30 protein-coding genes are annotated in these 24705 nt (G+C 72.0%); 10 read left to right on the plus strand and 20 right to left on the minus strand.

Translation table 11 applies throughout. From position 1 onward, the window contains the following. Positions 1–146: 146 nt before the first annotated feature. A complete protein-coding gene (locus tag ACTHMF_RS16405; protein ID WP_440319062.1) occupies positions 147–1298 on the minus strand; it encodes an extracellular solute-binding protein in 1152 nt (383 codons plus the stop codon). 210 nt (positions 1299–1508) lie between these two features. Between ACTHMF_RS16405 and ACTHMF_RS16410 the strand changes: the two genes are divergently transcribed. Next, positions 1509–2261, plus strand: a complete 753-nt coding sequence (locus tag ACTHMF_RS16410; protein ID WP_440319064.1) for a DeoR/GlpR family DNA-binding transcription regulator — start codon at positions 1509–1511, stop codon at positions 2259–2261. A 35-nt stretch (positions 2262–2296) separates the two neighbouring features. Here ACTHMF_RS16410 and ACTHMF_RS16415 read toward each other — a convergent pair whose 3' ends face one another. Next, on the minus strand, positions 2297–3130 hold the full coding sequence (locus tag ACTHMF_RS16415) for a helix-turn-helix domain-containing protein (RefSeq protein WP_440319065.1): 834 nt from the start codon (positions 3128–3130) through the stop codon (positions 2297–2299). A 101-nt stretch (positions 3131–3231) separates the two neighbouring features. Between ACTHMF_RS16415 and ACTHMF_RS16420 the strand changes: the two genes are divergently transcribed. After that, on the plus strand, positions 3232–3921 hold the full coding sequence (locus tag ACTHMF_RS16420; protein WP_440319067.1) for an SDR family NAD(P)-dependent oxidoreductase: 690 nt from the start codon (positions 3232–3234) through the stop codon (positions 3919–3921). Between the two features lie 24 nt (positions 3922–3945). Here the strand turns inward: ACTHMF_RS16420 and ACTHMF_RS16425 are convergent, their stop codons facing one another. Further along, entirely contained in the window at positions 3946–4515 is a 570-nt protein-coding gene (locus tag ACTHMF_RS16425) for an NADPH-dependent F420 reductase (protein WP_440319069.1), read from the minus strand. Between the two features lie 97 nt (positions 4516–4612). On the opposite strand from ACTHMF_RS16425, the gene ACTHMF_RS16430 reads away from it, so the two are divergent. Together ACTHMF_RS16430 and ACTHMF_RS16435 are read left to right on the plus strand one after the other, a co-directional pair. Beyond that, positions 4613–5125, plus strand: coding sequence for a MarR family winged helix-turn-helix transcriptional regulator (locus ACTHMF_RS16430; protein ID WP_440319070.1), 513 nt, complete (start codon positions 4613–4615; stop codon positions 5123–5125). A gap of 124 nt (positions 5126–5249) precedes the next feature. Next, positions 5250–5855, plus strand: coding sequence for a TetR family transcriptional regulator (locus tag ACTHMF_RS16435; RefSeq protein WP_440319072.1), 606 nt, complete (start codon positions 5250–5252; stop codon positions 5853–5855). A 56-nt stretch (positions 5856–5911) separates the two neighbouring features. Here the strand turns inward: ACTHMF_RS16435 and ACTHMF_RS16440 are convergent, their stop codons facing one another. The 5 genes from ACTHMF_RS16440 to ACTHMF_RS16460 all read right to left on the minus strand — a co-directional run bounded on the left by ACTHMF_RS16440 (position 5912) and on the right by ACTHMF_RS16460 (position 9438). Then, entirely contained in the window at positions 5912–6640 is a 729-nt protein-coding gene (locus ACTHMF_RS16440) for a hypothetical protein (protein ID WP_440319074.1), read from the minus strand. A 111-nt stretch (positions 6641–6751) separates the two neighbouring features. Then, positions 6752–7498: an SDR family oxidoreductase gene (locus ACTHMF_RS16445; RefSeq protein ID WP_440319076.1), complete on the minus strand. Its 747-nt coding sequence runs from the start codon at positions 7496–7498 to the stop codon at positions 6752–6754. Positions 7499–7520: 22 nt separating this feature from the next. Next, positions 7521–8363 (minus strand): class I SAM-dependent methyltransferase, encoded by an 843-nt coding sequence (locus ACTHMF_RS16450; protein ID WP_440319078.1) that lies wholly within the window; start codon positions 8361–8363, stop codon positions 7521–7523. Beyond that, the gene (locus ACTHMF_RS16455) at positions 8360–8962 is read right to left on the minus strand and encodes a TetR/AcrR family transcriptional regulator (RefSeq protein WP_440319080.1); all 603 of its coding nucleotides are present in this window, start codon (positions 8960–8962) and stop codon (positions 8360–8362) included. Before ACTHMF_RS16455 ends, ACTHMF_RS16450 begins: the two co-directional genes overlap by 4 nt. 83 nt (positions 8963–9045) lie before the next feature. Next, positions 9046–9438, minus strand: a complete 393-nt coding sequence (locus ACTHMF_RS16460; RefSeq protein ID WP_440319082.1) for an SRPBCC family protein — start codon at positions 9436–9438, stop codon at positions 9046–9048. Positions 9439–9784: 346 nt separating this feature from the next. On the opposite strand from ACTHMF_RS16460, the gene glsA reads away from it, so the two are divergent. After that, positions 9785–10801: a glutaminase A gene (gene glsA / locus ACTHMF_RS16465; RefSeq protein ID WP_440319084.1), complete on the plus strand. Its 1017-nt coding sequence runs from the start codon at positions 9785–9787 to the stop codon at positions 10799–10801. Continuing rightward, on the plus strand, positions 10798–12420 hold the full coding sequence (locus ACTHMF_RS16470) for an MFS transporter (RefSeq protein WP_440319086.1): 1623 nt from the start codon (positions 10798–10800) through the stop codon (positions 12418–12420). Before glsA ends, ACTHMF_RS16470 begins: the two co-directional genes overlap by 4 nt. A 42-nt stretch (positions 12421–12462) precedes the next feature. Here ACTHMF_RS16470 and ACTHMF_RS16475 read toward each other — a convergent pair whose 3' ends face one another. The 4 genes from ACTHMF_RS16475 to ACTHMF_RS16490 form a co-directional block, all read right to left on the minus strand. Next, positions 12463–13896, minus strand: a complete 1434-nt coding sequence (locus ACTHMF_RS16475; RefSeq protein ID WP_440319087.1) for an MFS transporter — start codon at positions 13894–13896, stop codon at positions 12463–12465. A gap of 79 nt (positions 13897–13975) precedes the next feature. After that, on the minus strand, positions 13976–14539 hold the full coding sequence (locus ACTHMF_RS16480) for a TetR/AcrR family transcriptional regulator (RefSeq protein WP_440319089.1): 564 nt from the start codon (positions 14537–14539) through the stop codon (positions 13976–13978). Positions 14540–14555: 16 nt separating this feature from the next. Next, positions 14556–14918 (minus strand): DUF2255 family protein, encoded by a 363-nt coding sequence (locus ACTHMF_RS16485; RefSeq protein WP_440319091.1) that lies wholly within the window; start codon positions 14916–14918, stop codon positions 14556–14558. Further along, positions 14915–15784 carry a helix-turn-helix domain-containing protein gene (locus ACTHMF_RS16490; RefSeq protein ID WP_440319093.1) on the minus strand — a complete coding sequence of 290 codons (870 nt, stop codon included), beginning with the start codon at positions 15782–15784 and terminating at the stop codon, positions 14915–14917. The genes ACTHMF_RS16485 and ACTHMF_RS16490 overlap by 4 nt, the downstream gene beginning before the upstream one ends. A gap of 149 nt (positions 15785–15933) precedes the next feature. On the opposite strand from ACTHMF_RS16490, the gene ACTHMF_RS16495 reads away from it, so the two are divergent. Next, positions 15934–16860 carry an alpha/beta hydrolase gene (locus ACTHMF_RS16495; protein WP_440319095.1) on the plus strand — a complete coding sequence of 309 codons (927 nt, stop codon included), beginning with the start codon at positions 15934–15936 and terminating at the stop codon, positions 16858–16860. A 5-nt stretch (positions 16861–16865) separates the two neighbouring features. Further along, positions 16866–17069 carry a DUF1737 domain-containing protein gene (locus ACTHMF_RS16500; RefSeq protein ID WP_314146105.1) on the plus strand — a complete coding sequence of 68 codons (204 nt, stop codon included), beginning with the start codon at positions 16866–16868 and terminating at the stop codon, positions 17067–17069. 35 nt (positions 17070–17104) lie between these two features. Here ACTHMF_RS16500 and ACTHMF_RS16505 read toward each other — a convergent pair whose 3' ends face one another. The 4 genes from ACTHMF_RS16505 to ACTHMF_RS16520 form a co-directional block, all read right to left on the minus strand. Then, positions 17105–17527, minus strand: a complete 423-nt coding sequence (locus ACTHMF_RS16505; RefSeq protein ID WP_440319097.1) for a type II toxin-antitoxin system VapC family toxin — start codon at positions 17525–17527, stop codon at positions 17105–17107. Between the two features lie 29 nt (positions 17528–17556). Beyond that, complete coding sequence (locus ACTHMF_RS16510; protein WP_314146117.1) at positions 17557–17802, minus strand: metal-sensitive transcriptional regulator; 246 nt, start codon at positions 17800–17802, stop codon at positions 17557–17559. Positions 17803–17873: 71 nt separating this feature from the next. Further along, positions 17874–18230 (minus strand): thioredoxin, encoded by a 357-nt coding sequence (gene trxA, locus ACTHMF_RS16515; protein ID WP_440319098.1) that lies wholly within the window; start codon positions 18228–18230, stop codon positions 17874–17876. 3 nt (positions 18231–18233) lie between these two features. Then, positions 18234–18422, minus strand: coding sequence for a hypothetical protein (locus tag ACTHMF_RS16520; RefSeq protein WP_440319100.1), 189 nt, complete (start codon positions 18420–18422; stop codon positions 18234–18236). 99 nt (positions 18423–18521) lie between these two features. Here ACTHMF_RS16520 and ACTHMF_RS16525 point away from each other — a divergent pair, with 99 nt between their 5' ends. Continuing rightward, positions 18522–20174, plus strand: a complete 1653-nt coding sequence (locus ACTHMF_RS16525) for an FAD-dependent oxidoreductase (RefSeq protein WP_440319101.1) — start codon at positions 18522–18524, stop codon at positions 20172–20174. A gap of 74 nt (positions 20175–20248) precedes the next feature. On the opposite strand, the gene ACTHMF_RS16530 is transcribed toward ACTHMF_RS16525, so the two are convergent. From ACTHMF_RS16530 to ACTHMF_RS16545, 4 genes are all read right to left on the minus strand, one after another. Next, positions 20249–20935: an ABC transporter ATP-binding protein gene (locus ACTHMF_RS16530; protein ID WP_440319103.1), complete on the minus strand. Its 687-nt coding sequence runs from the start codon at positions 20933–20935 to the stop codon at positions 20249–20251. Then, positions 20932–22074 (minus strand): ABC transporter permease, encoded by a 1143-nt coding sequence (locus ACTHMF_RS16535; RefSeq protein WP_314146111.1) that lies wholly within the window; start codon positions 22072–22074, stop codon positions 20932–20934. Before ACTHMF_RS16535 ends, ACTHMF_RS16530 begins: the two co-directional genes overlap by 4 nt. A gap of 87 nt (positions 22075–22161) precedes the next feature. Further along, positions 22162–22746 carry a TetR/AcrR family transcriptional regulator gene (locus ACTHMF_RS16540; RefSeq protein WP_440319105.1) on the minus strand — a complete coding sequence of 195 codons (585 nt, stop codon included), beginning with the start codon at positions 22744–22746 and terminating at the stop codon, positions 22162–22164. Positions 22747–22840: 94 nt separating this feature from the next. Beyond that, entirely contained in the window at positions 22841–23410 is a 570-nt protein-coding gene (locus ACTHMF_RS16545) for a TetR/AcrR family transcriptional regulator (protein ID WP_314146113.1), read from the minus strand. 121 nt (positions 23411–23531) lie between these two features. On the opposite strand from ACTHMF_RS16545, the gene ACTHMF_RS16550 reads away from it, so the two are divergent. Next, positions 23532–24578: an aldo/keto reductase gene (locus ACTHMF_RS16550; protein ID WP_314146114.1), complete on the plus strand. Its 1047-nt coding sequence runs from the start codon at positions 23532–23534 to the stop codon at positions 24576–24578. Positions 24579–24705: the final 127 nt, after the last annotated feature.

Consider the following 24705-nt stretch of genomic DNA (forward strand, 5'->3'; position numbering starts at 1 on the left):
CCCGCCCCCGCGGGGCACGCCGCCGCAGCGGGCGATCCCGCCTCCCGGCGGCAGGGCGCGCGCCCCCCCCGCCGCCGCGGACCGCGACGCGTGGTGCGCGCCGCGATCCGCGGTGGTCGCCGCCGGGGTGGCGGTGGCGGAGACCATTACTTGCCGGGGACCTTCTGGGCCCACGCCTTGTTCATGTCCGCGGAGACCGTCGCGAAGTACGACGGGCGCAGGTGCGCGATGTCCGCGTCCTTGAACAGTGCCTGCGACGCGGCGGGCAGCTTGTCCAGAGCGATCACCGGGTAACCCGAGATGCTGTCGGAGACCAGGCCCTGCGCCTCCGGCGTGAGCAGCCAGGACACCAGCTTCTCTGCGCCGGCCGTACGCGGCGAGGCGGACGGGATGCCGAGGTAGCTTGCGCCGCCGGTCAAGGACGGGTCGGAGATCTGCGTGTAGGCGATGTTCGCCGGGATCTGGCCGTTCTTGTGGCCGGTGATGAACTGGTCGCTCCACACCGGGGCCACCGAGATCTGACCGCTGGAGAGCAGGTCGAGGACCTGGTTGTTGCCGTTCGGGTAGACGCCCTTCTGGTAGACGTACGGGTTGAGGGAGGCCAGCGTGGCGAAGCCCTTGTCCCATCCGCTCTCCACGCTCGGGTCGGTGCCCGTGACCAGCTTGGTGCGGTCGGCGTCGGAGAGGTTCTGGTCGAGGACCGTCGAGACGAACGCCGCTCCGCTGCCGCCGGTGTCTGGCGAGTTGTAGGCGAACTTGCCCGGGTGCGCCTTGATCCAGGCGAGCAGGTCGTCGAGGGTCTTCGGCGGGGTCGGGACGGTCTTGGTGTCGTAGGCGAGCACGACACTCGAGCCGCGGTAGGGGATGCCGCCGTTGCCGCCGGCGGCGACGAGATCCTTCGGCACGTCGGCGAGGCCGGGGACCTCGGCACTGGTGACCTTCGTCAGCAGACCCGACGCGGCGACCTGCGCGACGAAGCCGGCGTCGACCAGGTCGTAACCGGGATCCTTCTTCTGCAGGGTGGCGGCGGTGAGCTTCGCAACGGTCTGCTGGTCGTGGAGGCCGTGGAGGTCGAAGTCCACGGAGACCGTGTAGCCAGGGTTGGCCTTCTCGAACGCGGGGATGAGGGTCTTCTGCCAGAGGTCCTGGATGTTGGTGTCCGCGCTGAGGAAGACGGTGAGCTTCTTGTCCGCGCCGTCGGTGGACGATGCGGCCGAGCTGCTCTGCGCGCAGCCGGCCAAGGCGAGGCCCGCGGCCGTGACGACCGCGAGGGAGGCGAGTAGGCGGGAGGTTTTCACGAAAGCGCTCCTGAGGGGGAGGGGGAGAGTGAGTGGACGTCGCTGCGTCCGGTTCGGGGACGAGCGGTCTCACGCTAATCCGGATGCACGTTCGTGGCGATAGCTGAGGAACAGGTTTCAAATGAGCGCCAATTGGCGTTCATACAGCGTTCATATGAGCGAAAATGAGCACCGAGACTCTGTAGCTGCTCACATCTGAGAGGAGAGCGCATGCTGACGCATCAACGCGAGCAGGGCATCGTTGACCGGGTCCGCGCGGCCGGCAGTGTCACGGTCGAGGAGCTGTCTACCCTGTTCGACGTCAGCGGCACCACCATCCGGCGTGACCTGGAACGCCTCGAGCTCGCCGGCAGTGTGCGCCGCGTGCACGGCGGCGCGACCGTGCCGGAAGCGCCGGGCGACGAGCTCGAAGACCGGGACGCCGATGCCGGCGAGAAGCGCACTATCGCCGCCGCGACGGCAGGACTCATCCGGGACGGCGATGTCGTGCTCCTCGACATCGGGCACACGACGCTCGCGCTCGCGCGGCATCTCCGCGACCGGCCGGTGACGATCGTCACCAACAACCTGTGGATCCTGCGGGTGCTCGGCGACGACCCTGCCTGCACCCTCATCCTGCTGGGCGGGGCGGTCGGCTCGAAGCCCGGCACCGTCTCCGGCCCGCTCACCGAGCAGATGCTCGCCCTGATCCACGCGGACGTCGCGGTGATCAGCAGCGGCGGCGTCCTGCCGGACGGGTCCGTGGTGACCGACCTCAATCAGGAGGCGACGATCAAGCACCGCATGTGCCGGGCCGCGGACCGGACCATCCTGGTGGCGACGTCGCTCAAGTTCCCCGGCGACGGCGCTTTCCAGATCGCCTCCCTGCAGGACTTCGACGTGGTCGTCACGACGCCCGGCTCGGGCGCGGCGACGCTCGAGTCCGCGGTCGGGCAGGGCACCAGGGTCGTGATCGCCGAGTAGCCACCGCAGGGGCGGCCACGCCGCCTCTCCTCGGTTCAGACCGGGAACTCGGCGAGGCGTCGCAGCAGGTCGTTCTCCCGGGTACCGGGAGGGGCCGAGTACATCACGATGCGCAGGTCGCTGCCGTCGAGGGTGAGGACATCGCAGTCCACGGTGAGCGGCCCGAGCTCCGGGTGGACGATCGTCTTGCGGCCCGGCGCGTTCGTCGTCGCCTCGAAGCGGCCCCACAGCTCGGCGAACCGCGGGCTCGCCGCCAGCAGCGCTTCCGTGAGCTCGGACACCGCCCGGTCGTCCGGGTAGCGTTCGGAGGCGCGGCGCAGGTCGGCGACCAGCTCGCGCTCGAACGCGTCCCGCTCGTCCGCCGTGCGCTCGACGCGCGACGTCGCGTCCGGTGCGGCGAAGTGCCGCCAGATCAGGTTTCGCGCACGGGTGTCCGGATCCGCGGTCTCGCCGATCAGCGCCCGCCAGAGCGCGTTGGTCTCGACGGTGTCCCATGCCGCGGTGAAGACGGCGAGCGGCGTGTCGGACATCCGGTCCACCATCAGCCGGACGGCGCGCGGAATGGCGGCCGGAATCGATCCCGCCGGGGGAGCCGACGCGCCGGCCAGCCGGTAGAACAGGTCGATCTCCGCCGCGCTGAGCCGCAGCACGCGCGCCAGCGCGGCGAGCACCTGAGCAGACGGATTCCGGGCGCGCCCCTGTTCCAGCCGCACCAGGTAGTCGACCGAGATGCCGCCGAGCAGGGCGACCTCTTCCCGTCGGAGGCCCGGGATCCGGCGGCCGCGGTCGGCGGGCAGGCCGGCGGCTTCCGGGCGGACGCGCTCCCGCCACGCGCGCAGCGCGACGCCGAGTTCGTTTCCGGATGACACCCGTCCAGTATGCGCGCGTCCGGATCGCCGAGGGTGGTACTGCGAGTCCTCCGGACACGGGGTGCCTGGGGCGCTGGGCAGAGCGCGGTGACGATGGCCGCATGACCATCACTCTCATCACCGGGGCCAACAAGGGCCTCGGATTCGAATCCGCCCGCCGCCTGCTGGCGCTCGGCCACGACGTCTGGATCGGCGCACGTGATGCCGGCCGTGGTCGGACGGCGGCCGCCGAACTCGGAGCGCGCTTCGTCCACCTCGACGTGACGGACGACGCGTCCGTGGACTCCGCTGCCGCCACGTTGCGGGCGGAAGCCGGCCGGGTCGATGTCCTGATCAACAACGCGGGGGTCGGCGGCGGGGGTTCTCCGGCGGACCAGCTCACCGCCGCCGAGGTGCAGCGCGTGTTCGAGGCGAACGTGTTCGGCCCCGTCCGGGTGATCCACGCCTTCCTGCCGCTGCTGCTGGCGGCGCAGGCGCCGTCGGTGATCAACGTCTCCAGCGGCCTCGGCTCGTTCCACGAGATGACCCGGTCCGAGTGGGCGCCTTTCGGGAGCGTCGCCTACAGCTCGTCGAAGGCCGCGCTGACCATGGCGACCGTCCAGTACGCGCGGGCGATCCCTGCCGTCCGGTTCAATGCGGTCGACCCCGGATTCACCGCGACGGACCTCAACCGGTTCACCGGAACCCAGACGGTCGAGGAGGGCACCGACGCGATCGTCCGCCTCGCGACGGGCGGGGCCGGTGCGGCGACCGGGACGTTCACCGACCGCACCGGCCCCGTGCCCTGGTAGGGCGGGGTGTGCTCGCCGCCGCGCTCAGTCGGCGAGGCCGAACCCGCCGGTCCAGGAGATCTTCTCGCCGGCGGCGAGGGTGATCTGCAGGAAGCCGAGCGCCTCGAGCTCGCGGGCGCGCTTGAGGGGGCCGGCGTCGATCGCGCGCAGGCCGCCCGCGGTGATGAGCTCGGCGAGCGTCGCCTTCGCGCTGTCGTCGTCACCGGCGATGAGCACGGTGGTCGGCAGGCTGCCGACCGTCTTCGAGGACAGCGTGGCCGCGAAGGTGGTGTTGAAGGCCTTGAGCACGGTGGAGCCGGGGAGCTTCTCGGCGATCACCGCGGCGGCGGAGCTGTCGGCGGGGACCACCAGCGCGTCGAAGGTCGCGAAGTCGAGCGGGTTGGTGATGTCGACGACGATCTTGCCGGCGAGCGCGTCGCCGTAGCTGGCGAGCACGGCGTCGACCTCGGGGTACGGCACAGCGAGCACCACGACATCGCCCGTGACGGTGCCGCCTTCGCGTCCGAGGTAGTCGACGGTGCTGCCGCCGGAGGCGATGGCACCGCCGATCGCGTTGGCCATGGATCCCTTGCCGATGATGGAGACGGTGGTCATGCTGCTTCCTTTCGTGGCCGAAGCCGATTTAGTTGAATCTTCAACTAATGTAGCCATCTTTAGTTGAAGCGTCAAGTTGTTTGCTAGACTGGTCGCCATGAGTGACGACACAGCAGGGGACACAGCCGCGCGCGATGCGTGGCTCGGCCTGGTCGCGCTCACGCAAGTGCTGCCGCCCGTGCTGGACAGCGAGGCATCGCGGGACTCGGCATCGAACCACTACGAGCACTTCGTGCTCACCCGGCTGGCCGAGGAGCCGGAGCGACGGATGCGGCTGAGTGCGCTCGCCGCTGCGACGAACGCGTCGGCATCCCGGCTCAGCCACGTGATGAACCGGCTGGAGGCGCGCGGCCTGGTGGCTCGCGTTCCATGCGAGGAGGACGGTCGGGCGACGAACGCCGTGCTCACCGAGAGCGGCGAAGCGCTGGTGGCGACCGCGGCCCCCGGGCATCTGGAGGCTGTGCGCGATCGGCTGCTGACGGCACTGACCGCGGACCAGATCGCCCAGCTGGCCGAGATCTCCGGCACCCTGCTCGCCGCGATCGATCCGGCGCGCCGCCCGAGCGACGCCTGCGCGTCGATCGTCGAGGCCGCCTCCGCGGCGCGCTGAGCCGCCGCGTCCGCGCCGCCGCGCGAGGACGAGGACACGCTGCCGGATCACGGAATCCTGTCGAGCGGTACGTTTTCCGCGCTAGAGTCGGGTGACCGATCGGTGCGGGAACAGGCGGCTGCGGATGGCGAAACAGGAACGGGCGGAGCGCACTCGACTGGCGATCCTGGATGCGGCAGCGCACGAGTTCGACGAGCTCGGCTATGAGGGCGCGCGGCTGGAGCGGATCGTGGAGCGCACCGGAGCCACCAAGGGCGCGGTGTACTTCCACTTCCGGTCGAAGCTCGACATCGCGCGGGCGCTCGTGGACGAGAAGTACACGAACTGGCCGGTCATCGTCGCCGAGGTGACGGGCACCGGCCTGCGCGGCCTGGCCGCGGCGGAGGAGCTGACCCAGCGCGTCGGGCGGGTCTTCGCGGACGACGTCCGGGTGCGCGCGGCCATGAAGCTCACGCAGACCGTGCTCCCTCCGGCCCCGGAGGACAACCCGTACGCGCGCTGGACGGAGCTCGTCGCCGTCTTCGTCGCCCAGGAGCTCGAGGACCGGGGGCTGGACGGCATCGACCCACGCGAGATCGCCGCCGTCGCCGTCCAGGCCTTCTTCGGCGCCTACATGATCGGCCACGAACTCGGCCGGCTGGACCGGCTCCCTGGCGACGTCACCCGGCTCTGGGGCATCATCGGGGCGTCGCTGGCTGTCGCCCCAGAGCGCCCGGCCGCCGCGCGCTGAACATACCGCGCGCCCTCTTTCCGGGAGTCGCTCAGGCGACTCATCGATCCCACCGCCTACCGGCTCGTCCCCGCCTCCCCGCCGATCTCGCGCAGGGCGTCTCCGACGGTGATGCGCTCCCTGCGCTCCTGCGCCTGCCCCCACCGCGCATTCGCGCGGCGGATCCGGTCGGCGTCGAGCCCGAGGAGCTCGTAGAGACCCTGCAGCTCCCGCTGGGCCAGCTCCGCGAGCACCAGGGGGAGCTTCCGGTCCGGGCTCGCGTAGCTCTGCTGGGCGAGTAGGCGGAGGACGTCAGGGTCCGTCTCGCGCTGCTCCATCAGCAGCACGACGGTCCGCGACCGCGTGGGTCCCATCAGGAACGATGCCCGGACCTGCGGGTCGGGGTCGGCGGCCAGGGCGACCTCGACGGCCAGGGGCAGCTGCTCCGCCCCCGCGAGCTCCCAGCGTTGCGAGGTGTCTCCCTGGATCGCCGTGAGCATGTCGGGATGCACCCCGAGCGCGCCCTCGCCGCGCACGCTCGACGCGATCGGCGATGGTGCCGCGGCGGGCTCCGACCGGGCCGGAGGGATCCCGGCGCCCGCGTAGGCCTGGTGCGCGATCGGCAGCTGCCGGAGGGCGTCGTGCAGTTCCGCTGCCGCGTCCCGCACCGCGGGGGCGGTCACGTCGCCCGCCGCGGCCTGCAATGCCGCGGCGTAGCGAGTGAGCGCCGCGTGCTGTCTCTCGACGGCCGCGACGAAGAGCTCGCGCGCCCGCTCCGCGCCGAAACCGAACGGGGGGAGCTGCACCTGAACCGCGGAGGGGTCCGGCAGCCCGCCCCGGGGGTGGCCGCCCCCGGATGCGAAGACCTGAAAGGGTCGCTCATCGTGGGTCACGCCGCGAGGTTACCGCGCTCGCATTCAGACCGCCCGCTGGGCCAGCCATTCATCGAAGGTCGCGGTGCCGAGGGTGGCGTCGCCGACGGGGAGGTTGAGCCCGGCGCGCATCCCCTTCAGCTGGCGTCCGGGCAGAGCGGCGGGGATCACCGGCCCACGATGGCCGGTGGCTCGCGCGAAGCGGACGATCATGTCGGCGAGGTCCTCCTCGCGCGGGCCGGCCAGCTGGACGACGCTCCCGCTCGCCGCCCGGTCGGCCGTGCCGGCCAGGAACGCCCCCACCTCGCGCGCGGCGATCGGCTGGATGCGGGCCTGGGGAGCGAGGTGGAGGGGGCCGAGTCGGGCGCTGTCGAACATCTGGGCGGCGAACTCGTGGAACTGCGTGGCGCGGACGATGCTCCACGGCAGCGCAGACTCGCGGTACACCTGCTCCTGGGCGAGCTTCCCCGCGTAGTAGTCGTGCGGGTTCCTGTCGACCCCGACGATGGAGAGCAGAATGACGTGCCGGACGCCGGCGCGCGCGGCCGCGGACAGGAGGTTCCCGCTCGCGGAGCGGAAGAACGCCGTCGCCTTGGCCGCGTTCAGCGTCGAGATGTTCGCGGTGTCGATGACCGCGTCGACCCCGTCGAGCGCGGTGTCCAGCCCGGTTCCCGCGACGAGGTCGACGCCGCTGCTGCGCGTCAGTGCGACCACCTCGTGCCCTGCTGCCCGTGCGGCCTCGACGACGTGCGTCCCGACGACCCCGGTGCCCCCGGCGACTGCGAGCTTCATGGAATTCCCCTTCTCTCGTTGCCTAGAACGTGTAGCGCAGCACGCCCAGATCGCTGCGGTCCGCCAGGCGCGGCACCGCGTTCATCAGGCGGACGCCCGCCCGCAGCGCCCACGGCATCCGCGCGGCGTACGGGGACGCGCTGAGCATCGTCCGTTGCGCGAGCCGGAGCCGCGGATGCCAGCGCTCCGGCTCGTGCGGGTCGTCGAACGCGGTCCCGGCGGCGGTGTCGACGCCGAGATCGCGGATGGCCTTGACCCGCGGCATCAGGGAGCGCGCGAGCGTCGTGTATCCGTTCATGACCAGCTCGCCGCCCGGCACCCGGTCGATCAGTCGCTGCACGAGCCGTCGCGCCGCCGCGGCCGGGAGGAACGGGAAGAACCCGTCGGCGAGGACGGCCAGTGGCCTGTCGTCGGGCAGCTCCGCCAGCCAGCCGTCGGTGGTCGCATCGGCGGCGACCTCCCGATAGTCGGCATCGACCGGCGTCCGCATGGGGAGCCGTCGACGCAGAGCGAGGACACCCGGCAGGTCCAAGTCGAACCAGGCGGAGCCCTGCGGTGGCGACACCCGCTGGGCGCGGTCGTCGAGTCCGCAGCCCAGGTCGAGCACTGCGCCGTCCGGATGGTCGGCCAGGAACGCCCGGCACGCGTCGTCGATGAGCCTCCCGCGCACGGCGACGCTGAAGGACTCCTTGCGGGGCATCCCGAGGGCGTCCCAGTCGACGGCGAGCGATGCGACGACGGTGCGCGCCCACTCGTCGCCCAGAATCGGCTCCTTGGCGCCGGCGTCGCGGGCTCGGCCGAGGATGGGCAGCAGGGCGGAGCGTTCGACGGGGGAGAGCTCTGCGGGGACGGGGATGGGTGTCATCGCTGCTCCGGCTGATTCAGCAGTGCGGCGGCGACCGCGGCGACGATGAACTCCGGATCCTCGCCGCTCAGCGCGGTGACGAGCTCGAGCACCAGCCGGACCTGCCGGTCGCCGTCGGACTCCGACCGGAGCCATCCGCGCTCGCCCGCGTCGCGGAACCACGAGAGGATCGCGCGCGCCCCGCCGTCGTCCGCCTCGACGTGAACCGCCGTGAAGGCCGCCCAGCCGGAGGCGCGCTCCCAGGCCAGGATGCGCGCCGCCTCCGGGTGCAGGCGGAGGAAGTCCGCGGTCGCGCGCGTGAGCTCGCGCAGCACGCCCGCGAACTCGTCGCGCGTCCGGGGCGGGGAGGCCGCGGCGACTAGCGCGGACCGGGAGCGGGCCGCCTCCGCGGCGACCTCTGTCAGCACGGCGCGGTAGAGGCCTTCCTTGTCACCGAAGCGCTGGAACAGCAGGGCTCGATTGAGGCCGGAGGCCGTGCTGATCCTGTCGATCCTGGCGCCGTCGTAGCCGCGCTCCGCGAACTCCGCTCGCGCCGCGGCGATCAGTCGCGCCGTCGTCTCCGCCGCATTGCGTCGAACCGTGCCGCTCGTGTTCGCCATGCCAGCTCCTCCGATACAACTAACTTGTTAGTTATAACCGGGATCGCGGCGTGACGCAACCGTTCCCGAACGGCGCGCCCGACCTACCCCTTCTTCTCCAGGTTCTCCGCGATCGCGGCGAGGGCGTCGTCCAGCGCCTGCTGGATGCCGGGGATGTCCTCGGTCGTGTCGATCGTGAGGTGTGCGGTGTCGTCGTCGAGGCGCAGGGAGCCGCTGTAGTCGTGGGGACCGGGAGCGGACCAGCGGATCTCGCGGGCGGCGAAGTCGGCGTCGAAGCGGGCGTCCGAGGTGACCGTCTCCTCCTCGCCGTCGCGGTCGGTGTCGACGTGAGCCGTCGTCTCCACCGTCCCGTCGGGCTGGGAGTGGGCGCTGACCATGTGCGGGAAGTACTGGGGCAGGTTCTCGGGGTCCGCGATGTACGCGAAGTAGGCGTCGGTGTCGCCGTTGATGGACCGGGTCGCGGTGTATGTCGTCATGCCCGGACCGTAGGCCCCGCGGCCGCCGCCCGGAAAGGCGGTTGACGCGGGCGGCGAACGGTGGGGAGGGGGGCGGGGCTAGAGCCGGCGGCTCACAGCGACACCCGGTTCCGCCCCGCCTTCTTCGCCCGGTACGCGACGCCGGCCGGGTTCCCGATGGGGTCGGCGATGGCCTCGATCAGGCGGGCCGCATCCCCGAGCAGGAGATCCTGCCCAAGCGGTAGTCCGCGGCGCTCGCCGGGTGCGGCGTCGAGCGCACCCCAGTGACAAGCCGGCTTACTACAGCCGCTGCTTTCGTGCAGACTGGCAACGGCAGGTCGGGTGAGCGCACGATCAGGGGAGCGGGATGCTGAACACGGACACCGAGGGCGTCCTCCAAGAGGCCGCCACGGGAGCCCTGCCGGGCTGGGAGCGGGTGGAGGAGCTGGCCCGCGCAGCGCACGCGCGGTACCGCGCCGTCGACGACGGGACGGTCGCGGACTACATCCCGGTGCTCGCCGAGGCGGACCCGGCGTGGTTCGGGATCGCCGTTGCGGAGACCGGAGGGGCGCTGCACGAGGTCGGCGAGACCGGCGTCGCGTTCTCGATCCAGTCGATCTCGAAGGCGTTCGTCTACGCGCTGGTCTGCGAGGAGTTTGGGCACGAGCGGATCGGCGAGCTGGTCGGGGTGGACAACACGGGCCTGCCGTTCAACTCCGTGATCGCGCTCGAGCTCAACGGCGGCCACCCGATGAACCCGATGGTGAACGCGGGCGCGATCGCCTCCACGGCGCTGGTCCCGGGTGCGACGGCCGCCGAGAAGTGGGAGTCGATCCAGGCCGGCCTGTCGCGGTTCGCCGGTCGCGAGCTGGAGGTCGACGAGCGGGTGTTCGTGTCGGAGTCGGCCACGAACTCCCGCAACCAGGCGCTGGCCCGCCTGCTGCAGAGCTACGGGCGCCTGGACGCCGACCCCGGCGAGACGGTGGAGCTCTATACGCGCCAGTGCTCGCTGCTGGTGACCGCGCGCGACATCGCGGTGATGGGCGCCACCCTCGCCGACGGCGGGGTGAACCCGGTGACGCGCGAGCGAGTGGTCTCCGCCGAGGTCGCGCGGGACACGCTCGCGGTGCTGGCGGCGAACGGGCTGTACGAGCGCTCGGGCGAGTGGCTGTTCCAGATCGGTCTGCCCGCGAAGTCCGGGGTGTCGGGGGGCATCGTCGCCGTCGCACCAGGCAAGGGCGCGATCGGCACGTTCTCCCCGCGGCTGGACGAGGCGGGGAACAGCGTCCGCGGCGAGCGGGCGACCGCCTACCTCTCGCGGACCCTCGGACTCAACATCTTCGCCTCCATCGACGCACGGGCAACGGAAGGGAAACAGCGATGACCGAGACCACCGCGGAGCAGACCACGACCCGCACCTCCTGGGCGCCGATGGTCGGCCTCTTCTTCGCCCAGGTGCTGATGTCGTTCAACGTGGCGGCGCTCCCCGTGTCGCTCGGCGGCATGGTGCAGGACTTCGGCGTCCCGCCGACGACCGTCAGCAGCGCGATCGTCACCTACGGGCTGGCGGTCGCGGCGCTCGTGATGCTCGGCGCCAAGCTCGGGCAGCGGGTCGGCTGGGTGCTCATCTTCCGGGTCGTGGTGGCCGTCTTCGCTGTCTCGGCGTTGACGATGGTGCTCGCGCCCTCCGTCGGCTGGGCCATCGCCGCGCAGGCGCTCGCCGGAGCGTCCGCCGCGATCATCGTGCCCTCCCTCGTCGCCCTGATCGCCGAGAACTACCACGGCTCCCAGCAGGCGACAGCGGTCGGCTCGCTCGGGTCGGCCAGGGCCATCTCCGGCGTCAGCGCGTTCCTGATCGGCGGCGCGCTCGGCACCTTCATCGGCTGGCGGCCGGTGTTCCTCATCGTGCTCGCGCTCGCTGTCCTCGTCTTCCTGCTCAGCTTCCGGCTGCGCGGCGACGGGCCGGACCGGAGCGTGAAGATCGACGTGGTCGCCGCGATCCTCATCGGCGCCGCGATCGTGCTGCTCACGCTCGGCTTCAACAACCTCAACGCGTGGGGCGTGCTGCTCGCGCGCCCCGACGCACCGTTCGACATCCTCGGGCTGTCGCCGGCGCCCGTGTTCATCCTGCTCGGATTGATCCTCGGCCAAGCGTTCTTCTTCTGGACGCGACGCCGCACGCGCGCGGGCAAGGTGCCGCTGGTGAGCCTGTCGGTCCTCGGGTCGCCGCGCGAGCGGGCGGCGGTCTACGCGATGTTCGTCGTGGTGGCCCTGGAGGCCGCGCTCAACTTCACGGTGCCGCTCTACATCCAGATCGTCCAGGGCCGGACGCCGCTGGACACGTCGCTGGCGATGATGCCGTTCAACCTCACCGTGTTCATCGTCGCGACCCTGATCGTGCGGTTCTACTCCCGGTTCGCCCCGCGCACGATCGGCGTGTTCTCGTTCATGCTCACGACCGTCGCGCTCGTTTGGCTGGCGTTCGTGGTGACGAACAACTGGGAGACGCTGCCGACCATCCTCGGGCTCATCGTCTTCGGCATCGGCCAGGGCGCGCTGGTGACGCTGGTGTTCAACGTGCTGGTCACCGCGGCGCCGAAGAAGCTCGCCGGCGACGTCGGCTCGGTGCGCGGCACCACGCAGAACCTCGCCTCGGCCGTCGGCACGGCGCTGGCCGGCGCTCTCCTGGTCACGATCCTCGGGCTCAACGTCGGCCAGGCGGTCGTCGACCACAAGGAGCTGCCCCCGTCGCTCGTCGCGCAGGTGGACCTCGACAACGTCAACTTCCTCAGCAACGACGACCTCCGCACCGCGCTGGAGCGCACCGACGCGACGCCCGCCCAGGTGGATGCGGCCGTCGCCGTCAATGAGGAGGCCCGCCTGAGCGCGCTCAAGCTGGGCCTCCTCATCCTCGCCGGCGTCTCCGCCATCGCGATCATCCCCGCGTCCCGGCTGCCGAAGTACCGGCCGGGGGAGATCCCCGAACCGGACAACGTGCGGTGATGGGCGCCGGGCGGAGCACGCCCGGCGCCCATCGGCCGTCGATCAGCGGCGCGAGCGCACCGCTGCGGCGACGCCCGCTGCCGCGACCGCGATCGCTGCCGCGCCGAGGAACAGCCAGGAGAACCCGCTCGTGACCGCCTCCGGGGCGGGGACCCCGGCCGTGAGCAGGGCGTCGGTGCGGACCGTCGCCACGGTCGAGAGGACGGCCAGCCCGAGCGCCCCGCCGACCTGCTGAGAGGTGTTGACGAGGCCGCCGGCCAGGCCGGCCTCCCCGCCGTCGACGCCGTCCACCGAGAGCTGCGTCGTGGTGACGAACGCGCCGCCGAGGCCGACCCCGATCAGGATGCTCGGGCCGAGCAGCTGGGCGACGAATTGCGCGTCCGCCGGGGCAGCGGCGAGCCAGACCAGGCCGGCGGCGAGCAGCAGCAGCGAGCCGATCAGGGTCGGCTTGGCGCCGATCCTGCCGATGACGGCGGGCGCGACCCCTGCGACGAGCACGAGCGCCCCGGCGAGCGGCAGCTGGCTGATGCCGGTCACCAGCGCGTCGTAGTGGAGCACCGCCTGCATGTAGACCGACAGGGCGAAGAACAGCGCGACCATCGCGGCCCCCACCAGCAGCATGACGATGTTGCCGACGGTGAGGTTGCGGTTGCGGAACACGGCGAGCGGGACCAGCGGTTCGGGGGACCGGCGCTCGATGAGCACGAAGGCGGTGCCGAGTGCGACCGCGGCCACCGCGAGACCGATGGTCAGCGGGTGGGCGAAGCCGAGCTGGTCGACCGCGGAGAGCGCGCCGACGGCCGAGACCAGGGCGGCGGTCACGGTGGCGGCGCCCGGCACGTCCAGCCGGCCGCGCACGCCGCCGCGGTCGCGCGTGATCAGGAGCGGGATGGCGATGAGGACGAGCGCGCCGACGGGGACGTTCACGAAGAAGACGGCCTGCCAGCCGAGCGCGCCGGTGAGCACGCCGCCGAGCAGGACGCCGGCCGCCGATCCGATGCCGGCGACGCCGCCCCAGACGCCGAGCGCCTTGGTGCGCTCGCGGGTGTCGGGGAACAGGTGGGTCAGCAGGGCGAGTGCTGCCGGGGCGAGCAGCGCGGCGGAGGCGCCCTGCGCGGCGCGCGCGGCCAGCAGCATCCCGCTGGTCACCGAGAGCCCGGCCAGCGCGGACGCCGCGACGAAGCCCGCGACGCCGGCCAGGAAGACGCGCCGGTGGCCGTACCGGTCGGCAAGCCGTCCGCCGAGGAGGAGCAGGCCGCCGAACGCGAGCACGTACGCGGTGATGACCCAGGCCAGCGCCGCCGTGTCCATCCGCAGCTGCTCGCCGAGGACGGGCAAGGCGATGTTGACGATGGAGGCGTCGAGCACGACGAGGAACTGGGCGAGGGCGAGCACGCTGAGCGCGAGCCAGCGCCGGGAGCTGCGCGGTGCGGCGGTCTCGGTGCCGGCCGCGAGCGGGAGGGTGGGTGCGGACATGAGCGGTTCCTTTCCGATAGAGTGATTGTTCACTCACTAATAGAGAAGCGAACGGCACGGGGCGCCGCCGCCGTGGGATCTACTCCGGGTGCCGGATGCCCCGGGAGAGGGTGCGCGCCCAGTCGGCGTCGATGTCGTCGATCTGGGCGGTCACGATGAGGTGGCAGAGCTGCCCGAAGGCGATGAACTGCTGGACGGCGGCCGGGTCGGCCCCGCTGCGCTCGGCGGCGAACCGGGTGACCTCGGCGAGGCCGGTGCGCAGCGCGGAACCGATCTCGGGGATGTCGGCCACCGACTGCGCGTGCACCTGGAGCAGGAGCAGGGTGCGGTCGCGGATCAGCTCCGCGTAGGCCCCGCCCATCGCGTCCAGCACGCCGGCGGGAGTCTGGTCCGGGGCGGCGTCGGCGCCGCGGCGCAGCGCCTCCAGCACCTCCCGGAAGCAGAGTTCGAGCGCGACGACGAACAGCGACTCCTTCGACGGCACCAGCTTGAAGACGTACGCGGGGGAGATCTGCGCCTCCCTGGCGACGTCCGCGACCGTTGTGCTGTGGTAGCCGCGACGGGCGAACGCCCGGAGCGCGGCTGCGGCGACGAGGGGGCGGCGCTCCTCCGCTGTGGAGAGGATTCCGGATCGCTGTGACATGAGAGTGACTGTACACTCACTCTCTCGTCGGCGCAACAGGCACGATCCGCAGCGTGGCCGCGCGCGCCTCCGGCGTCGCCACCATCGCGGCCGTCGATCCGTAGCGCTCGCGGTACGCCGCCTCGATGGCGTCGTCGTCGCCGGCCGCCGGCTCGTAGCCGACCTCGAAGCGGTCATCGCCCACGACGACGGAGCCGCTGCGGTGGGCGACGGCGGCGCGGTACCAGAGCGAGGCCTCGCCGCGGAACGCCCGCACGAACACGTCCCCGCCGACCACGACCATCCCGAGTTCGACGCGCTCGTCGGACGCGCCGGCGGTGAGCACCAGCGAGCGGGCGTCGCCGAACCGGCGGAGCTGCGCCGCCGTCCAGGTGCTCACCGCCGCACCTCCCGCCCGGGCGCCGTGGCGCTCGCGGCCCACGAGGTGAGGATGCGCAGGGCGTCGGCGGAGGGGCTCCCGTTCTCGGCGGTGAGCACCATCAGGCGCTGGCCGCTGCCGTCCGGGCTCTGCCAGGTGTCGCAGTCGAGGACGAGGTCGCCGACCGTCGGGTGCCGGTAGCGCTTCGTGCCGTAGGTGGCCGAGTTGACGTGCCGCTCGGCCCACCAGGTGCGGAAGTCGGCGTCGCGCCGGGAGAGGTCGTCGACCAGCTCCGCGAGCTCCGGGTCGTCGGGATCGGCCGCGACCTCCATCCGCAGCGCGGCGACGGCATCGCGCGCGTCGTGCTCCCACTGCAGGTGCATCGCGCGCACGCCGGGGTCGAGGAACAGGATGCGCAGGTAGTTGCGCCGCTGCGGGGGCAGCTGCCCGAAGTCCAGGAAGAGCGCCGCGGCCGCCTCGTTCCACTGGAGCACGTCCAGCCGTCTGCCGAGGACGATCGCCGGCGTGTTCGGGAGCTGGTCGAGCAGGCGCCGCATCGCGGGGCGCACCGGCTGCCGCGGCCGGCGGCGACGCGGCGCCTCGGCCGCCCGTGCCACCTCGAACAGGTAGTCCCGCTGGTCGTCGTCCAGCCGGAAGGCGCGCGCGAGCACCCCGAGCACCGCGGTCGACGGACGGACCCTGCCCTGTTCGAGGCGCGTGTAGTAGTCGACGCTGATCGCGGCGACGGCCGCCGCCTCCTCGCGGCGGAGGCCGGCGACCTTGCGGTGCCCTGCCGTCTCGGGCAGGCCGACGTCGGCGGGGAGCAGTCTGGCGCGGGTGGCCTTCAGGAACGCTCCGAACTCCTGCAGCTGGGCTCGATCGGTCATGCCATCAGTCTTCCGTGACGGCGGCGATCCAGGGAGGGCAGGATCCTTCCCCGGCAGAAACCCGCCGCTTTCGGGCCGCTCCAGCGCTCACCAGCATGGAGGAGCGTCACGGCAGTCGCCGGACGAGACGAACCTGAAACGGAGCTCACATGACAACGCGAACCGATGCCGCCTTCGACAGCGCGGGGATCCGCATCGCTGCCCACCTGTACCTGCCGGAGGACGTGAAGCCGGGCGCTCCGGCCCTCGTCGTCGGCCACCCCGGCAGCAGCGTGAAGGAGCAGGCGTCCGGCCTGTACGCTTCTCGCCTGGCCGACGCCGGCTTCGTTACGCTCGCCTTCGATGCGGCCTACCAGGGCGCGAGCGGCGGGACCCCGCGCGGACTCGAGGACCCGGGCCAGCGCATCGAGGACATCAAGGCCGCCGTTTCCTTCCTCACCACGCTCGACGTCGTCGACGACGGGAGGATCGGCGTGCTCGGCGTCTGCGCGTCCGGCGGGTACTCGCTCGCCGCGACCGCGGGCGACCACCGCATCCGCGCGCTCGCGACCGTCGCCGGCGTCGACGTCGCCCGGCAGTTCCGCTACGGCGCGGACGGGACGCAGGATCCCGCGGTGTTCCAGGGACTGCTGGATGCGGCGGCGGCTGCGCGCACGGCCGTCGCGGCCGGCGAGCAGGTCGCGGGCCTCCCGCTGTTCGCCGAGACGATCGAGCAGGCGCGTGCGGCGGGCGGCGAGCACGGGGCGGAGGGCTTCGAGTACTACCGCACCCCGCGCGCGGAGCACGAGCGGGCCGCGCGCACCTTCGACTGGGCGAGCGTCGACAAGCTCGCGGCGTTCGACGCGTTCGTCCAGGTGCCGCTGATCGGCGACCGCCCGGTGCTCATGATCACCGGTTCGCGCGCCGTCACCGCGTGGATGACCGTCGACGCCTTCCAGCGCCTCACCGGGCCGAAGGAGTTCCTCTGGGTGGACGGCGCGAGCCACGTCGACCTGTACGACCGCGACCCGTACGTGGCGACGGCGGTCGACCGGATCGCCGCGTTCTTCGACCGCACCCTCGCCGTGGCACCATGAGTGGCATGGAGACGACCAACGGCACCCTGCCCCGCTACCGGCTGCTGACCGGCGTGGACGACTCGGCGTTCTGCGAGCGGGTGAGCGAGGCGCTGGAGCTCGGCTACGAGCTGCACGGCGGACCCGCGCTCACCTGGAATGGGACGAGCGGATACGTGGCGCAGGCCGTGATCTGGCGCCACGCCGGCCCGACGCCGCCCAGGCCGTGAGCTGACCGGACGGGTGCGGGCGAGCGGGCGGGCCGTCAGTCGCCCGACCCGCCCAGCGCATCCAGCCCGGCCACCGGTACGACGCCGTCGGCCCGGGCGGCCAGCTGCGGGTCGACGGTCACGAGCGCGTCGGCCTGCAACTGCGCGACCGCGAGGTACTCGGCGTCGGCCGTGGTCGTCCAGCCGTGCTCGCGGGCGAGGCGGAACGCCGTCCAGCGCGACACCCGGTCGCCGAGCGCCCGGATCCGCAACTCGGTCATCCTTGTGTGCAGCTCGCGGGCCTCGGCGTCGGTGAGCTCGCCCGCCTGCACCCGGCTCAGCAGGATGCCGAGCGCCTGCGAGCGGATGCCGGACGGGGCGACGAGCTGCACATCGTCCGGGACCGGTACGGGCCCGGTGACGATCCGCAGCAATGTGGAGGCGTCGATCGCGTAGCGTCGAGCGGCGGGTGCGGCCATGCGCCGACGCTATACCCGCCTGGCCGGTCTCAGGCGAGCGTGAGGAACAGCTTCTCGAGTTCCTCGACCGTGATCGGGTCCGTCGTGTCCTCCGGGTCGCTCAGGCACTTCTGCATCGCGGTGGAGATGATCTGGAAGCCGGCCTTGTCCAGCGCGCTGGAGACGGCGGCGAGCTGGATGACGACGTCGCGACAGCTGGCGCCGTTCTCCACCGCCGTGATCACGCCGTTCAGCTGGCCCTGGGCCCGGCGCAGCCGGTTGAGGATCGGCTTCATGTCGGCGGGGGCGGGGTTCTGTGCCACGGGTACCTTCTCTCTGCTCTGCCCACCAGGGTATGGCAGGCCGGTCATGCTGACGCTTCTGCGACGGTGAGTTCGGCCGGGTCGATCGCCCGCACCTGACGGATCAGGTCCTCCAGCGCGGGCGCCGGGAGGGCGCCGGGCTGAGCGAAGACGAGCATGCCGTTGCGGAATGCCATCAGGGTGGGGATGGAGGTGATCCGGGCGGCGGCGGCCAGAGCCTGCTCCGCCTCGGTGTCCACCTTGCCGAAGACGATGTCCGGGTGCTTCTCGGAGGCGGCTTCGAAGACGGGCGCGAACGCGCGGCACGGACCGCACCAGGCGGCCCAGAAGTCGACGAGCAGGATGTCGTTCTCCGCGAGCTGCGTGCCGAACGTCTCCGACGTGAGGGCGACGGTGCTCACGATTCAGCCCCGTCCGAACAGGCGCCCGAAGAAGCCGCCGCTGCCGCCGCGGCCTGCGGCCTTCTCGGCGTCGGTGTGGTTGCCGTTGCACCACTGGCTGGCGGGGACGCGCTTGCGGACGTCGGAGACATGCTGGCCGCAGCCGCTCCAGGTGGTCTTGCCGCAGACGTTGCAGGTGGCGGGATAGCACATGGTCGGGTTCCTTTCAGGGGGCGGGGTCGGATTTCGTATACCCCCCTCCGTATAGTACGATACCCGGGAGGGTATGCAAAATCGACCGAAAGGACTGGAATGAAGACGATCATCGTCGGGGGAGTGGCCGGCGGCATGTCGGCGGCGACGCGCTTGCGGCGCCTGGACGAGCAGCGCGAGATCGTCGTGTTCGAGCGCGGCCCCTACGTCTCCTACGCGAACTGCGGGCTGCCCTACTACGTCGGCGGGGTGATCCGTGACCGCTCCGCTCTGCTCCTGCAGACTCCGCAGTCGCTGGCGTCCCGGTTCCGCCTGGATGTGAGGACCGGGCACGAGGTCATCGGCGTCGATCCGGCAGGCCGGACCGTGTCGGTCCTGGACCTGTCCTCCGGCGAGACGTTCGTCGAGGGCTACGACGAGCTGGTTCTCGCGGTCGGCGCCTCGGCGCGGGAGGCCGCCGGGCATCCCGGCATCCCCACCCACACCCTGCGCACGGTGGAGGACGTCGACGCGATCGGCGCACTCGTGCAGGCCGCGGCGGACCACCCGTCCGCCCTGGTGGTCGGAGCGGGCTTCATCGGGCTGGAGGCGGTCGAGAATCTGGTGCACCGCGGCATCCACGTGACGCTCATCCAGCGCTCGGAGCAGATCCTGACGCCGCTGGACCCCGAGATGGTGGCTCCGCTGGAGGCGCAGCTGCGCAGCCACGGAGTGGACGTGCGCACGTCGGTGACCATCGACTCGGTGGAGGCCGGCGCTGTGCTCCTCAGCGACGGAGCCCGGCTGCGCCCCGACTTCATCGTCGACGCCTCCGGCGTCGTGCCGAGCGTCGACCTGGCGCGCTCCGCGGATCTCCGGCTCGGGTCGACCGGCGGTATCGCCGTCGACGCGAACAATCGCACCAGCGATCCCCACATCTACGCGGTCGGCGATGGCGTCGAGAAGGTCGACGCCCTCTCCGGCGCGGAGACGCTGGTGACGATGGCGGGGCTCGCCAACCGGCACGGGCGTTCCGTCGCCGATGTGATCGCCGGTCGCGACGAGCGCAACGCCCCGGCGCTCGGCACAGCGATCGTGAAGGTGTTCGACATGGTCGCCGCGAAGGTCGGCTGGAGCGAGCGGCAGCTGGTCGCAGCCGGGCGCCGGCACCGGGTCATCCACACCCACCCGGCGTCCCACGCGACGTACTACCCCGGCGCGCAGGGGATGTCCATGAAGCTGCTGGTCGACCCGGCGAGCGACGCCATCCTCGGCGCGCAGATCGTCGGCGGGGATGGCGTCGACAAGCGGATCGACGTCATCGCCGTGGCGATGGCCGGCGGGATCACCGCTTCCGGTCTGGCCCGTCTGGAACTCGCGTACGCCCCGCAGTTCGGCTCGGCCAAGGACCCGGTCAACCAGCTCGGCTATGTCGCAGACAACCTCCGGACCGGTGCCACCCGCGCCATCCAGTGGCACGAGCTGGACGACGCGCTCGCCGCGGGTGCGACGCTCGTGGATGTCCGCAGCCCTGGCGAGCACGCGGCCGGTGCGATCCCCGGGGCGGTCAACATCCCCGTCGACGAGCTGCGCGAACGCCTCGGCGAGCTGCCGGAGGGGCCGGTCGTCGTGCACTGCCAGGTGGGCCAGCGCGGACACACCGCGGCGCGCATCCTCGCCCAGCACGCCCGCGACGTCCTCAACCTGGACGGCGGCTACCGCACCTGGACGGCGGGGACGGCCGCGCGCCGCGCGACCGCCGTCGGCGCCTGAGCGGAGCGAACGGAACGGCCGGAGTCGCGGGACGCAGGTCCCGCGGCTCCGGCCTTCGTGACGCTGCCGCCCGCTCAGGCGACCGCAGCGAGCTCGGCGAGCCGGCCGTCGGTCATCTCGAGCACCCGGTCGCAGTGCTGGAGCACGTCGCGATCGTGGGTGACCATGACGACCGCGACGCCGGACTGGTGGGCGCGATCGGCGAGCAGGCTCACGATCTCGTGGCTGCGGGCGCGGTCCAGGGCAGCGGTCGGTTCGTCGACGAGGAGCAGGGACGGGCTGTTCACCAGGGCGCGGGCGATCCCGACGCGCTGGCGCTCGCCTCCGGAGAGCTGGCCGGGCCGGTTCCCGGCACGGTGACGCATGCCGACCGCGCCCAGGAGGGCGTCGATGTCGACATCGCGGGTGCCGGCGAGCCGTGCGGTCAGCCGCAGCTGGTCGGCGGCGCTCAGCGCCGGCAGCAGATTGCCGGACTGGAAGACGAAGCCGATCGTCGTGAGCCGGAACCGCGCGGCAGCGGACTTCCGCAGCGTCGTGAGGTCGGTTCCGTGGACGCGGACGGTTCCGCTGTCAGGTCTCCCGAGCGCCCCCGCGATGGCGAGCAGCGACGACTTGCCGGAGCCGGACGGCCCGACGATGGCGACGAACTCGCCGGGGTAGACCGTCAGGGACACGTCGTCGAGGGCGGTCACGCGGGCGTCGCCGTCGCCGAGCTGCAGGCGGGCGTCGACGATCTCGAGCGCAGGTGTTGCGGTGTTCATCGCTGTCCTCCGAGGGCGGTGATGGGGTCGACACGGGAGATCCGGAGCACGGCGACGCCGGCCCCGATGATGCCGAGCACGATGGTGAGCAGGGAGGCGATGGCGATCGGGGCCGCCTCGAGATCGAAGGGCATGGCGGAGGGCATGAGCGCCCCCATTCCCACCCCGGCGGCAACGCCGATCGCCGTGAAGCCGACGAGCAGGATCACCGCCTGGGCGAGGCTGTCACGCAGCAGGTAGCCGGTCGATGCGCCGACGGCGCGGAGCACGGCGATCTCGTGCGAGCGCTGGATCGTCCAGACCGTGAAGAAGGCCCCGACCACCAGCGCGCAGATGGCGTACAGGAAGACCTGGATCATCGTCAGCGTCATGGTCTCGGCCTCGTAGCCCGGCGACGCGTTGAACGCGGCGGTGCGCGTCATCGTCATCGTGCCGGCGGTCGCGTCGATGGCGGCGAGGTCGGGGTTCGCTCCGTCCTTCGCCTTCACGGCGACGACGCTGGAGTAGTCGTAGCCGGACGCGTCGATCGCGGCCTGCGTCGGTGCGCCGGCCGGGGCCGTATTCGAAGCGATCAGCCGCCAGGTGTCGATCGGCAGGTAGGCGACGTCGACGTGGCCGAACGTCGCCTGTCCTTCCGTGAAGCCGACGACGGTCAGCAGCACGCCGCTGCGGTCGAGGGTGACGGTGCTGCCGAGTTTCAGCCCGGCGTCCTTCGCGGTCTCGGACACGACGATCCCGTCCGGGGCGGACAGCCGCGTGCCGCTGGACACCGCGGGGGAGAGGAAGCCGTTCGGCTGCACGCCGAACAGGGTGAGGTCCACCTGGGTGTCGTGGCCCGCGGTGCCGTTGACGATGCTGACGCCCATCGGCTCCGCCTCGGCGACACCGTCGGCCTTCTGCCAGGCGGTCAGCTGCTTCCGGTCGACCAGAGAGCGGCTGAAGGCGTTGTCGGTGATGGTGCCCTTGTCGAAGGCGAATGCGGTGGCGGGCAGGGATTTCAAGCCGGACACACCGTCGTTGACGAGGCCGGAGGAGAGGCCGGACAGCAGCACGACGAGCACCGCGATCAGTGCGATCACGAGGCCCATCAGCGTGAAGCGGCCCCGGGCGAACCGGAGTTCGCGCGAAGCGAGGAACATGACACGTCCTTGGGGGAGAAGGCGAATGAACATACCGACACACTGTCGGTAAACATACCGACAGTGTGTCACCAAGCCCTTCGGATCTCAAATCGACGTGCAGGAGGGCAGTCCCTTCTCGAGGAGGGTCGTGATGGTGGCGGTCGCCGCCGCCGGGTCGACGCCGTGCGTGACGAGCTGGACGCCGGCGTTCAGGAGGCCCTGGACCAGCACGGCATGGGTGTCGGCGTCGGGCACGCCCGCCTCGCGCAGCAGCGTCGCGATCGGGCCGAGGAACGCGGCATGCATCGCCATGATGTCCTCGTGCCGGCTCGGCGAGAGCTCGGCCTGCTGCAACGTGGCGGCGATCGCATGCTTTCCGTCCGCCGTCATGCGCATGGTCGCCCCGACGTACGCGACCAGGCGCTCCTCCTGCGGCACCGCGCTCAGGATCTCGTCGATCTCGGCGCCCCAGCTGTCGAAGGCTGCGATGGCGACGGCGGTCAGGATGTCGTCGCGGGAGCCGAAGTACTCGTAGAAGCTGGAGCGCGCGAGCCCCGCGCGCTCGGCGACGGAGCGCGGGGTGACGCCGGCGAGGCCCGCCTCCTCCAGCAGGTGCTCGGCGGCCGTCAGCAGGGCGGTGCGCTGCGCCGCGCGATGCTCGGCGACGGTCGCGGCGGAGATCTTCGGCATCTCCTCATTATCGCGCCGGCGCAGCCGCGCGGCCGAGGGGCGGGTCGTTGCGGCCGCCGGGTGCGTGTCCGCCGCAACGGTTCGCCCCTCGCCGCTAGCGAGCCGCGGTCGGCGCCGCCCCGTAGCGCAGGCCGTCGAGCAGGAGGCCGACCATGCGGCCCGCGCGCTCCGAGTGCTCCGAGCCGGGCGGCGGAGCGGAGAGGTTCGCGATGGCGCCGATCAGCTCGATCGGGTCGATGCCGCGACGGATGACTCCGGCGTCGGCGGCGTCGTCCAGGAGCCGCTGCAGGGCCGGTCCGGCGTTGCCTTCGAAGTACTCGCGCAGGCCGCTGTACGCCGGGTCGCCGGAGTGCAGGGCGGAGCCGAGACCGTGCTTGGTCGCCACGAACTCGGTGTAGCGCCTGACCCAGAGCTCGAGCGCATCGCCGGGGGAGTGCGTCCGCGCCAGCCGGCCTGCCAGCTCGGTGACGTCGTCGATCTCGCGGCGGAACACCGCCGCGATCAGGTCGGAGCGCAGCGGGAAGTGCCGGTAGAGCGTCGCCGTCCCGACGCCGGCGCGCGCGGCGATGGCGCGCACCGGGGCGTCGACGCCGTTCGCCGCGAACTCCTCTTTGGCGGCGCGGAGCAGGGCGTCCAGGTTGCGCTGGGCGTCGGCACGGGGCATGGGTCCTCCATCGGCGGTTGCTAAACGGGACAGTGTCCCGTATATTCGGGATGCAGAGCGGGACGTTGTTCCGTTTCCATCATCTCACGGACTCGGCAGGAGCCCGGAAAGGAGTGCCAGCATGCGATACCGTCCACTCGGAGCAACAGGGATCCCGGTGAGCACGTACGCCCTCGGGGCGATGATGCTCGGGTCGCTCGGCAACCCCGACCGCCGCGAGGGAATCCGCATCATCCACCGGGCCCTGGATGCCGGGATCACCTTCGTCGACACCGCGGACCGCTACGGCGACTCGGAGGACGTGGTCGGCGAGGCGCTCAAGGGCCGCCGGGACGCGGTGGTGCTCGCCACCAAGTTCTCCGGTCCCGTCGACGACGACATCACCCACCGCGGCGCCTCCCGGCACTGGATCATGCAGGCGGTCGAGGGCTCGCTGCGCCGGCTGCAGACCGATCACATCGACCTCTACCAGCTGCACCGCCCTCAGCCGGGGACGGACATCGACGAGACCCTGTCCGCCCTCACCGACCTGGTGCGGCAGGGCAAGGTGCGCGCGATCGGCTCCTCCTCGATGCGCGGCTCCGAGATCGTGGAGGCCCAGTGGGTGTCCGAGCGGCGCGGGTTCGAGCGCTTCCGCACCGAGCAGCCGAACTACTCCCTGCTCGACCGCCAGATCGAGACCGAGATCCTGCCCGTCGCGCAGCGCTACGGGATGGGGACGCTCGTCTACAGCCCGCTCGCGGGCGGGACGCTGACCGGCCGGTACCGCGCGGGCGGCGAGAACGCGAACTTCCGGTCGGTGCGCACGGGCATGCGGCACTTCCGCGACGAGCGCAGGCTGGCCGCGGTCGAGCAGCTGGTCGCGCTCTCCGACGAGGTCGGGATCCCGCTGTCGCACCTCGCGATGGCCTTCGTGACCGCGCATCCCGGCGTCACCTCGGCGATCGCCGGGCCGCGCACGATGGAGCAGCTGGAGGACACGCTCGCGGGCGCGGACGTCACGCTGTCCGACGAGATCCTCGACCGCATCGACGAGATCGTGCCACCGGGCGAGAGCATCGGCGCGATGGACATGGTCTACCGAGGACCCGAGGTGGGCGACGCGCGGCTGCGCCGCCGGCCCGTCGAGGAGCGCGCGGCGGCGGAGAAAGCGGCGGAGGCGGCCTGACGCGCGCGGCGTGAGCCGCGCGGTCGGCGCGGGACGGATTCGGGTCGCCGGCCCGGGCCCCCCCCCGGGCGCGGCCCCCCCCCCCCCCCCCCCGCCGGCCCGGGGCCCCCCGCGGGGGGGCGGGCCG

Origin of the sequence: Leifsonia sp. (genome assembly GCF_051955155.1) — a bacterium.
GTDB lineage: Bacteria > Actinomycetota > Actinomycetes > Actinomycetales > Microbacteriaceae > Leifsonia.

Excerpts from the sequence above, each read along its gene's own strand:
- ACTHMF_RS16410 (WP_440319064.1), top strand. The coding sequence starts at position 1,509 with ATGCTGACGCATCAACGCGAGCAGGGCATCGTTGACCGGGTCCGCGCG.
- ACTHMF_RS16420 (WP_440319067.1), top strand. The coding sequence starts at position 3,232 with ATGACCATCACTCTCATCACCGGGGCCAACAAGGGCCTCGGATTCGAA.
- ACTHMF_RS16425 (WP_440319069.1), bottom strand. The coding sequence starts at position 4,515 with ATGACCACCGTCTCCATCATCGGCAAGGGATCCATGGCCAACGCGATC.
- ACTHMF_RS16430 (WP_440319070.1), top strand. The coding sequence starts at position 4,613 with ATGAGTGACGACACAGCAGGGGACACAGCCGCGCGCGATGCGTGGCTC.
- ACTHMF_RS16435 (WP_440319072.1), top strand. The coding sequence starts at position 5,250 with ATGGCGAAACAGGAACGGGCGGAGCGCACTCGACTGGCGATCCTGGAT.
- ACTHMF_RS16445 (WP_440319076.1), bottom strand. The coding sequence starts at position 7,498 with ATGAAGCTCGCAGTCGCCGGGGGCACCGGGGTCGTCGGGACGCACGTC.
- ACTHMF_RS16450 (WP_440319078.1), bottom strand. The coding sequence starts at position 8,363 with ATGACACCCATCCCCGTCCCCGCAGAGCTCTCCCCCGTCGAACGCTCC.
- ACTHMF_RS16455 (WP_440319080.1), bottom strand. The coding sequence starts at position 8,962 with ATGGCGAACACGAGCGGCACGGTTCGACGCAATGCGGCGGAGACGACG.
- ACTHMF_RS16460 (WP_440319082.1), bottom strand. The coding sequence starts at position 9,438 with ATGACGACATACACCGCGACCCGGTCCATCAACGGCGACACCGACGCC.
- glsA (WP_440319084.1), top strand. The coding sequence starts at position 9,785 with ATGCTGAACACGGACACCGAGGGCGTCCTCCAAGAGGCCGCCACGGGA.
- ACTHMF_RS16470 (WP_440319086.1), top strand. The coding sequence starts at position 10,798 with ATGACCGAGACCACCGCGGAGCAGACCACGACCCGCACCTCCTGGGCG.
- ACTHMF_RS16475 (WP_440319087.1), bottom strand. The coding sequence starts at position 13,896 with ATGTCCGCACCCACCCTCCCGCTCGCGGCCGGCACCGAGACCGCCGCA.
- ACTHMF_RS16480 (WP_440319089.1), bottom strand. The coding sequence starts at position 14,539 with ATGTCACAGCGATCCGGAATCCTCTCCACAGCGGAGGAGCGCCGCCCC.
- ACTHMF_RS16490 (WP_440319093.1), bottom strand. The coding sequence starts at position 15,784 with ATGACCGATCGAGCCCAGCTGCAGGAGTTCGGAGCGTTCCTGAAGGCC.
- ACTHMF_RS16495 (WP_440319095.1), top strand. The coding sequence starts at position 15,934 with ATGACAACGCGAACCGATGCCGCCTTCGACAGCGCGGGGATCCGCATC.
- ACTHMF_RS16500 (WP_314146105.1), top strand. The coding sequence starts at position 16,866 with ATGGAGACGACCAACGGCACCCTGCCCCGCTACCGGCTGCTGACCGGC.
- ACTHMF_RS16505 (WP_440319097.1), bottom strand. The coding sequence starts at position 17,527 with ATGGCCGCACCCGCCGCTCGACGCTACGCGATCGACGCCTCCACATTG.
- ACTHMF_RS16510 (WP_314146117.1), bottom strand. The coding sequence starts at position 17,802 with ATGAAGCCGATCCTCAACCGGCTGCGCCGGGCCCAGGGCCAGCTGAAC.
- ACTHMF_RS16520 (WP_440319100.1), bottom strand. The coding sequence starts at position 18,422 with ATGTGCTATCCCGCCACCTGCAACGTCTGCGGCAAGACCACCTGGAGC.
- ACTHMF_RS16525 (WP_440319101.1), top strand. The coding sequence starts at position 18,522 with ATGAAGACGATCATCGTCGGGGGAGTGGCCGGCGGCATGTCGGCGGCG.
- ACTHMF_RS16530 (WP_440319103.1), bottom strand. The coding sequence starts at position 20,935 with ATGAACACCGCAACACCTGCGCTCGAGATCGTCGACGCCCGCCTGCAG.
- ACTHMF_RS16535 (WP_314146111.1), bottom strand. The coding sequence starts at position 22,074 with ATGTTCCTCGCTTCGCGCGAACTCCGGTTCGCCCGGGGCCGCTTCACG.
- ACTHMF_RS16540 (WP_440319105.1), bottom strand. The coding sequence starts at position 22,746 with ATGCCGAAGATCTCCGCCGCGACCGTCGCCGAGCATCGCGCGGCGCAG.
- ACTHMF_RS16545 (WP_314146113.1), bottom strand. The coding sequence starts at position 23,410 with ATGCCCCGTGCCGACGCCCAGCGCAACCTGGACGCCCTGCTCCGCGCC.
- ACTHMF_RS16550 (WP_314146114.1), top strand. The coding sequence starts at position 23,532 with ATGCGATACCGTCCACTCGGAGCAACAGGGATCCCGGTGAGCACGTAC.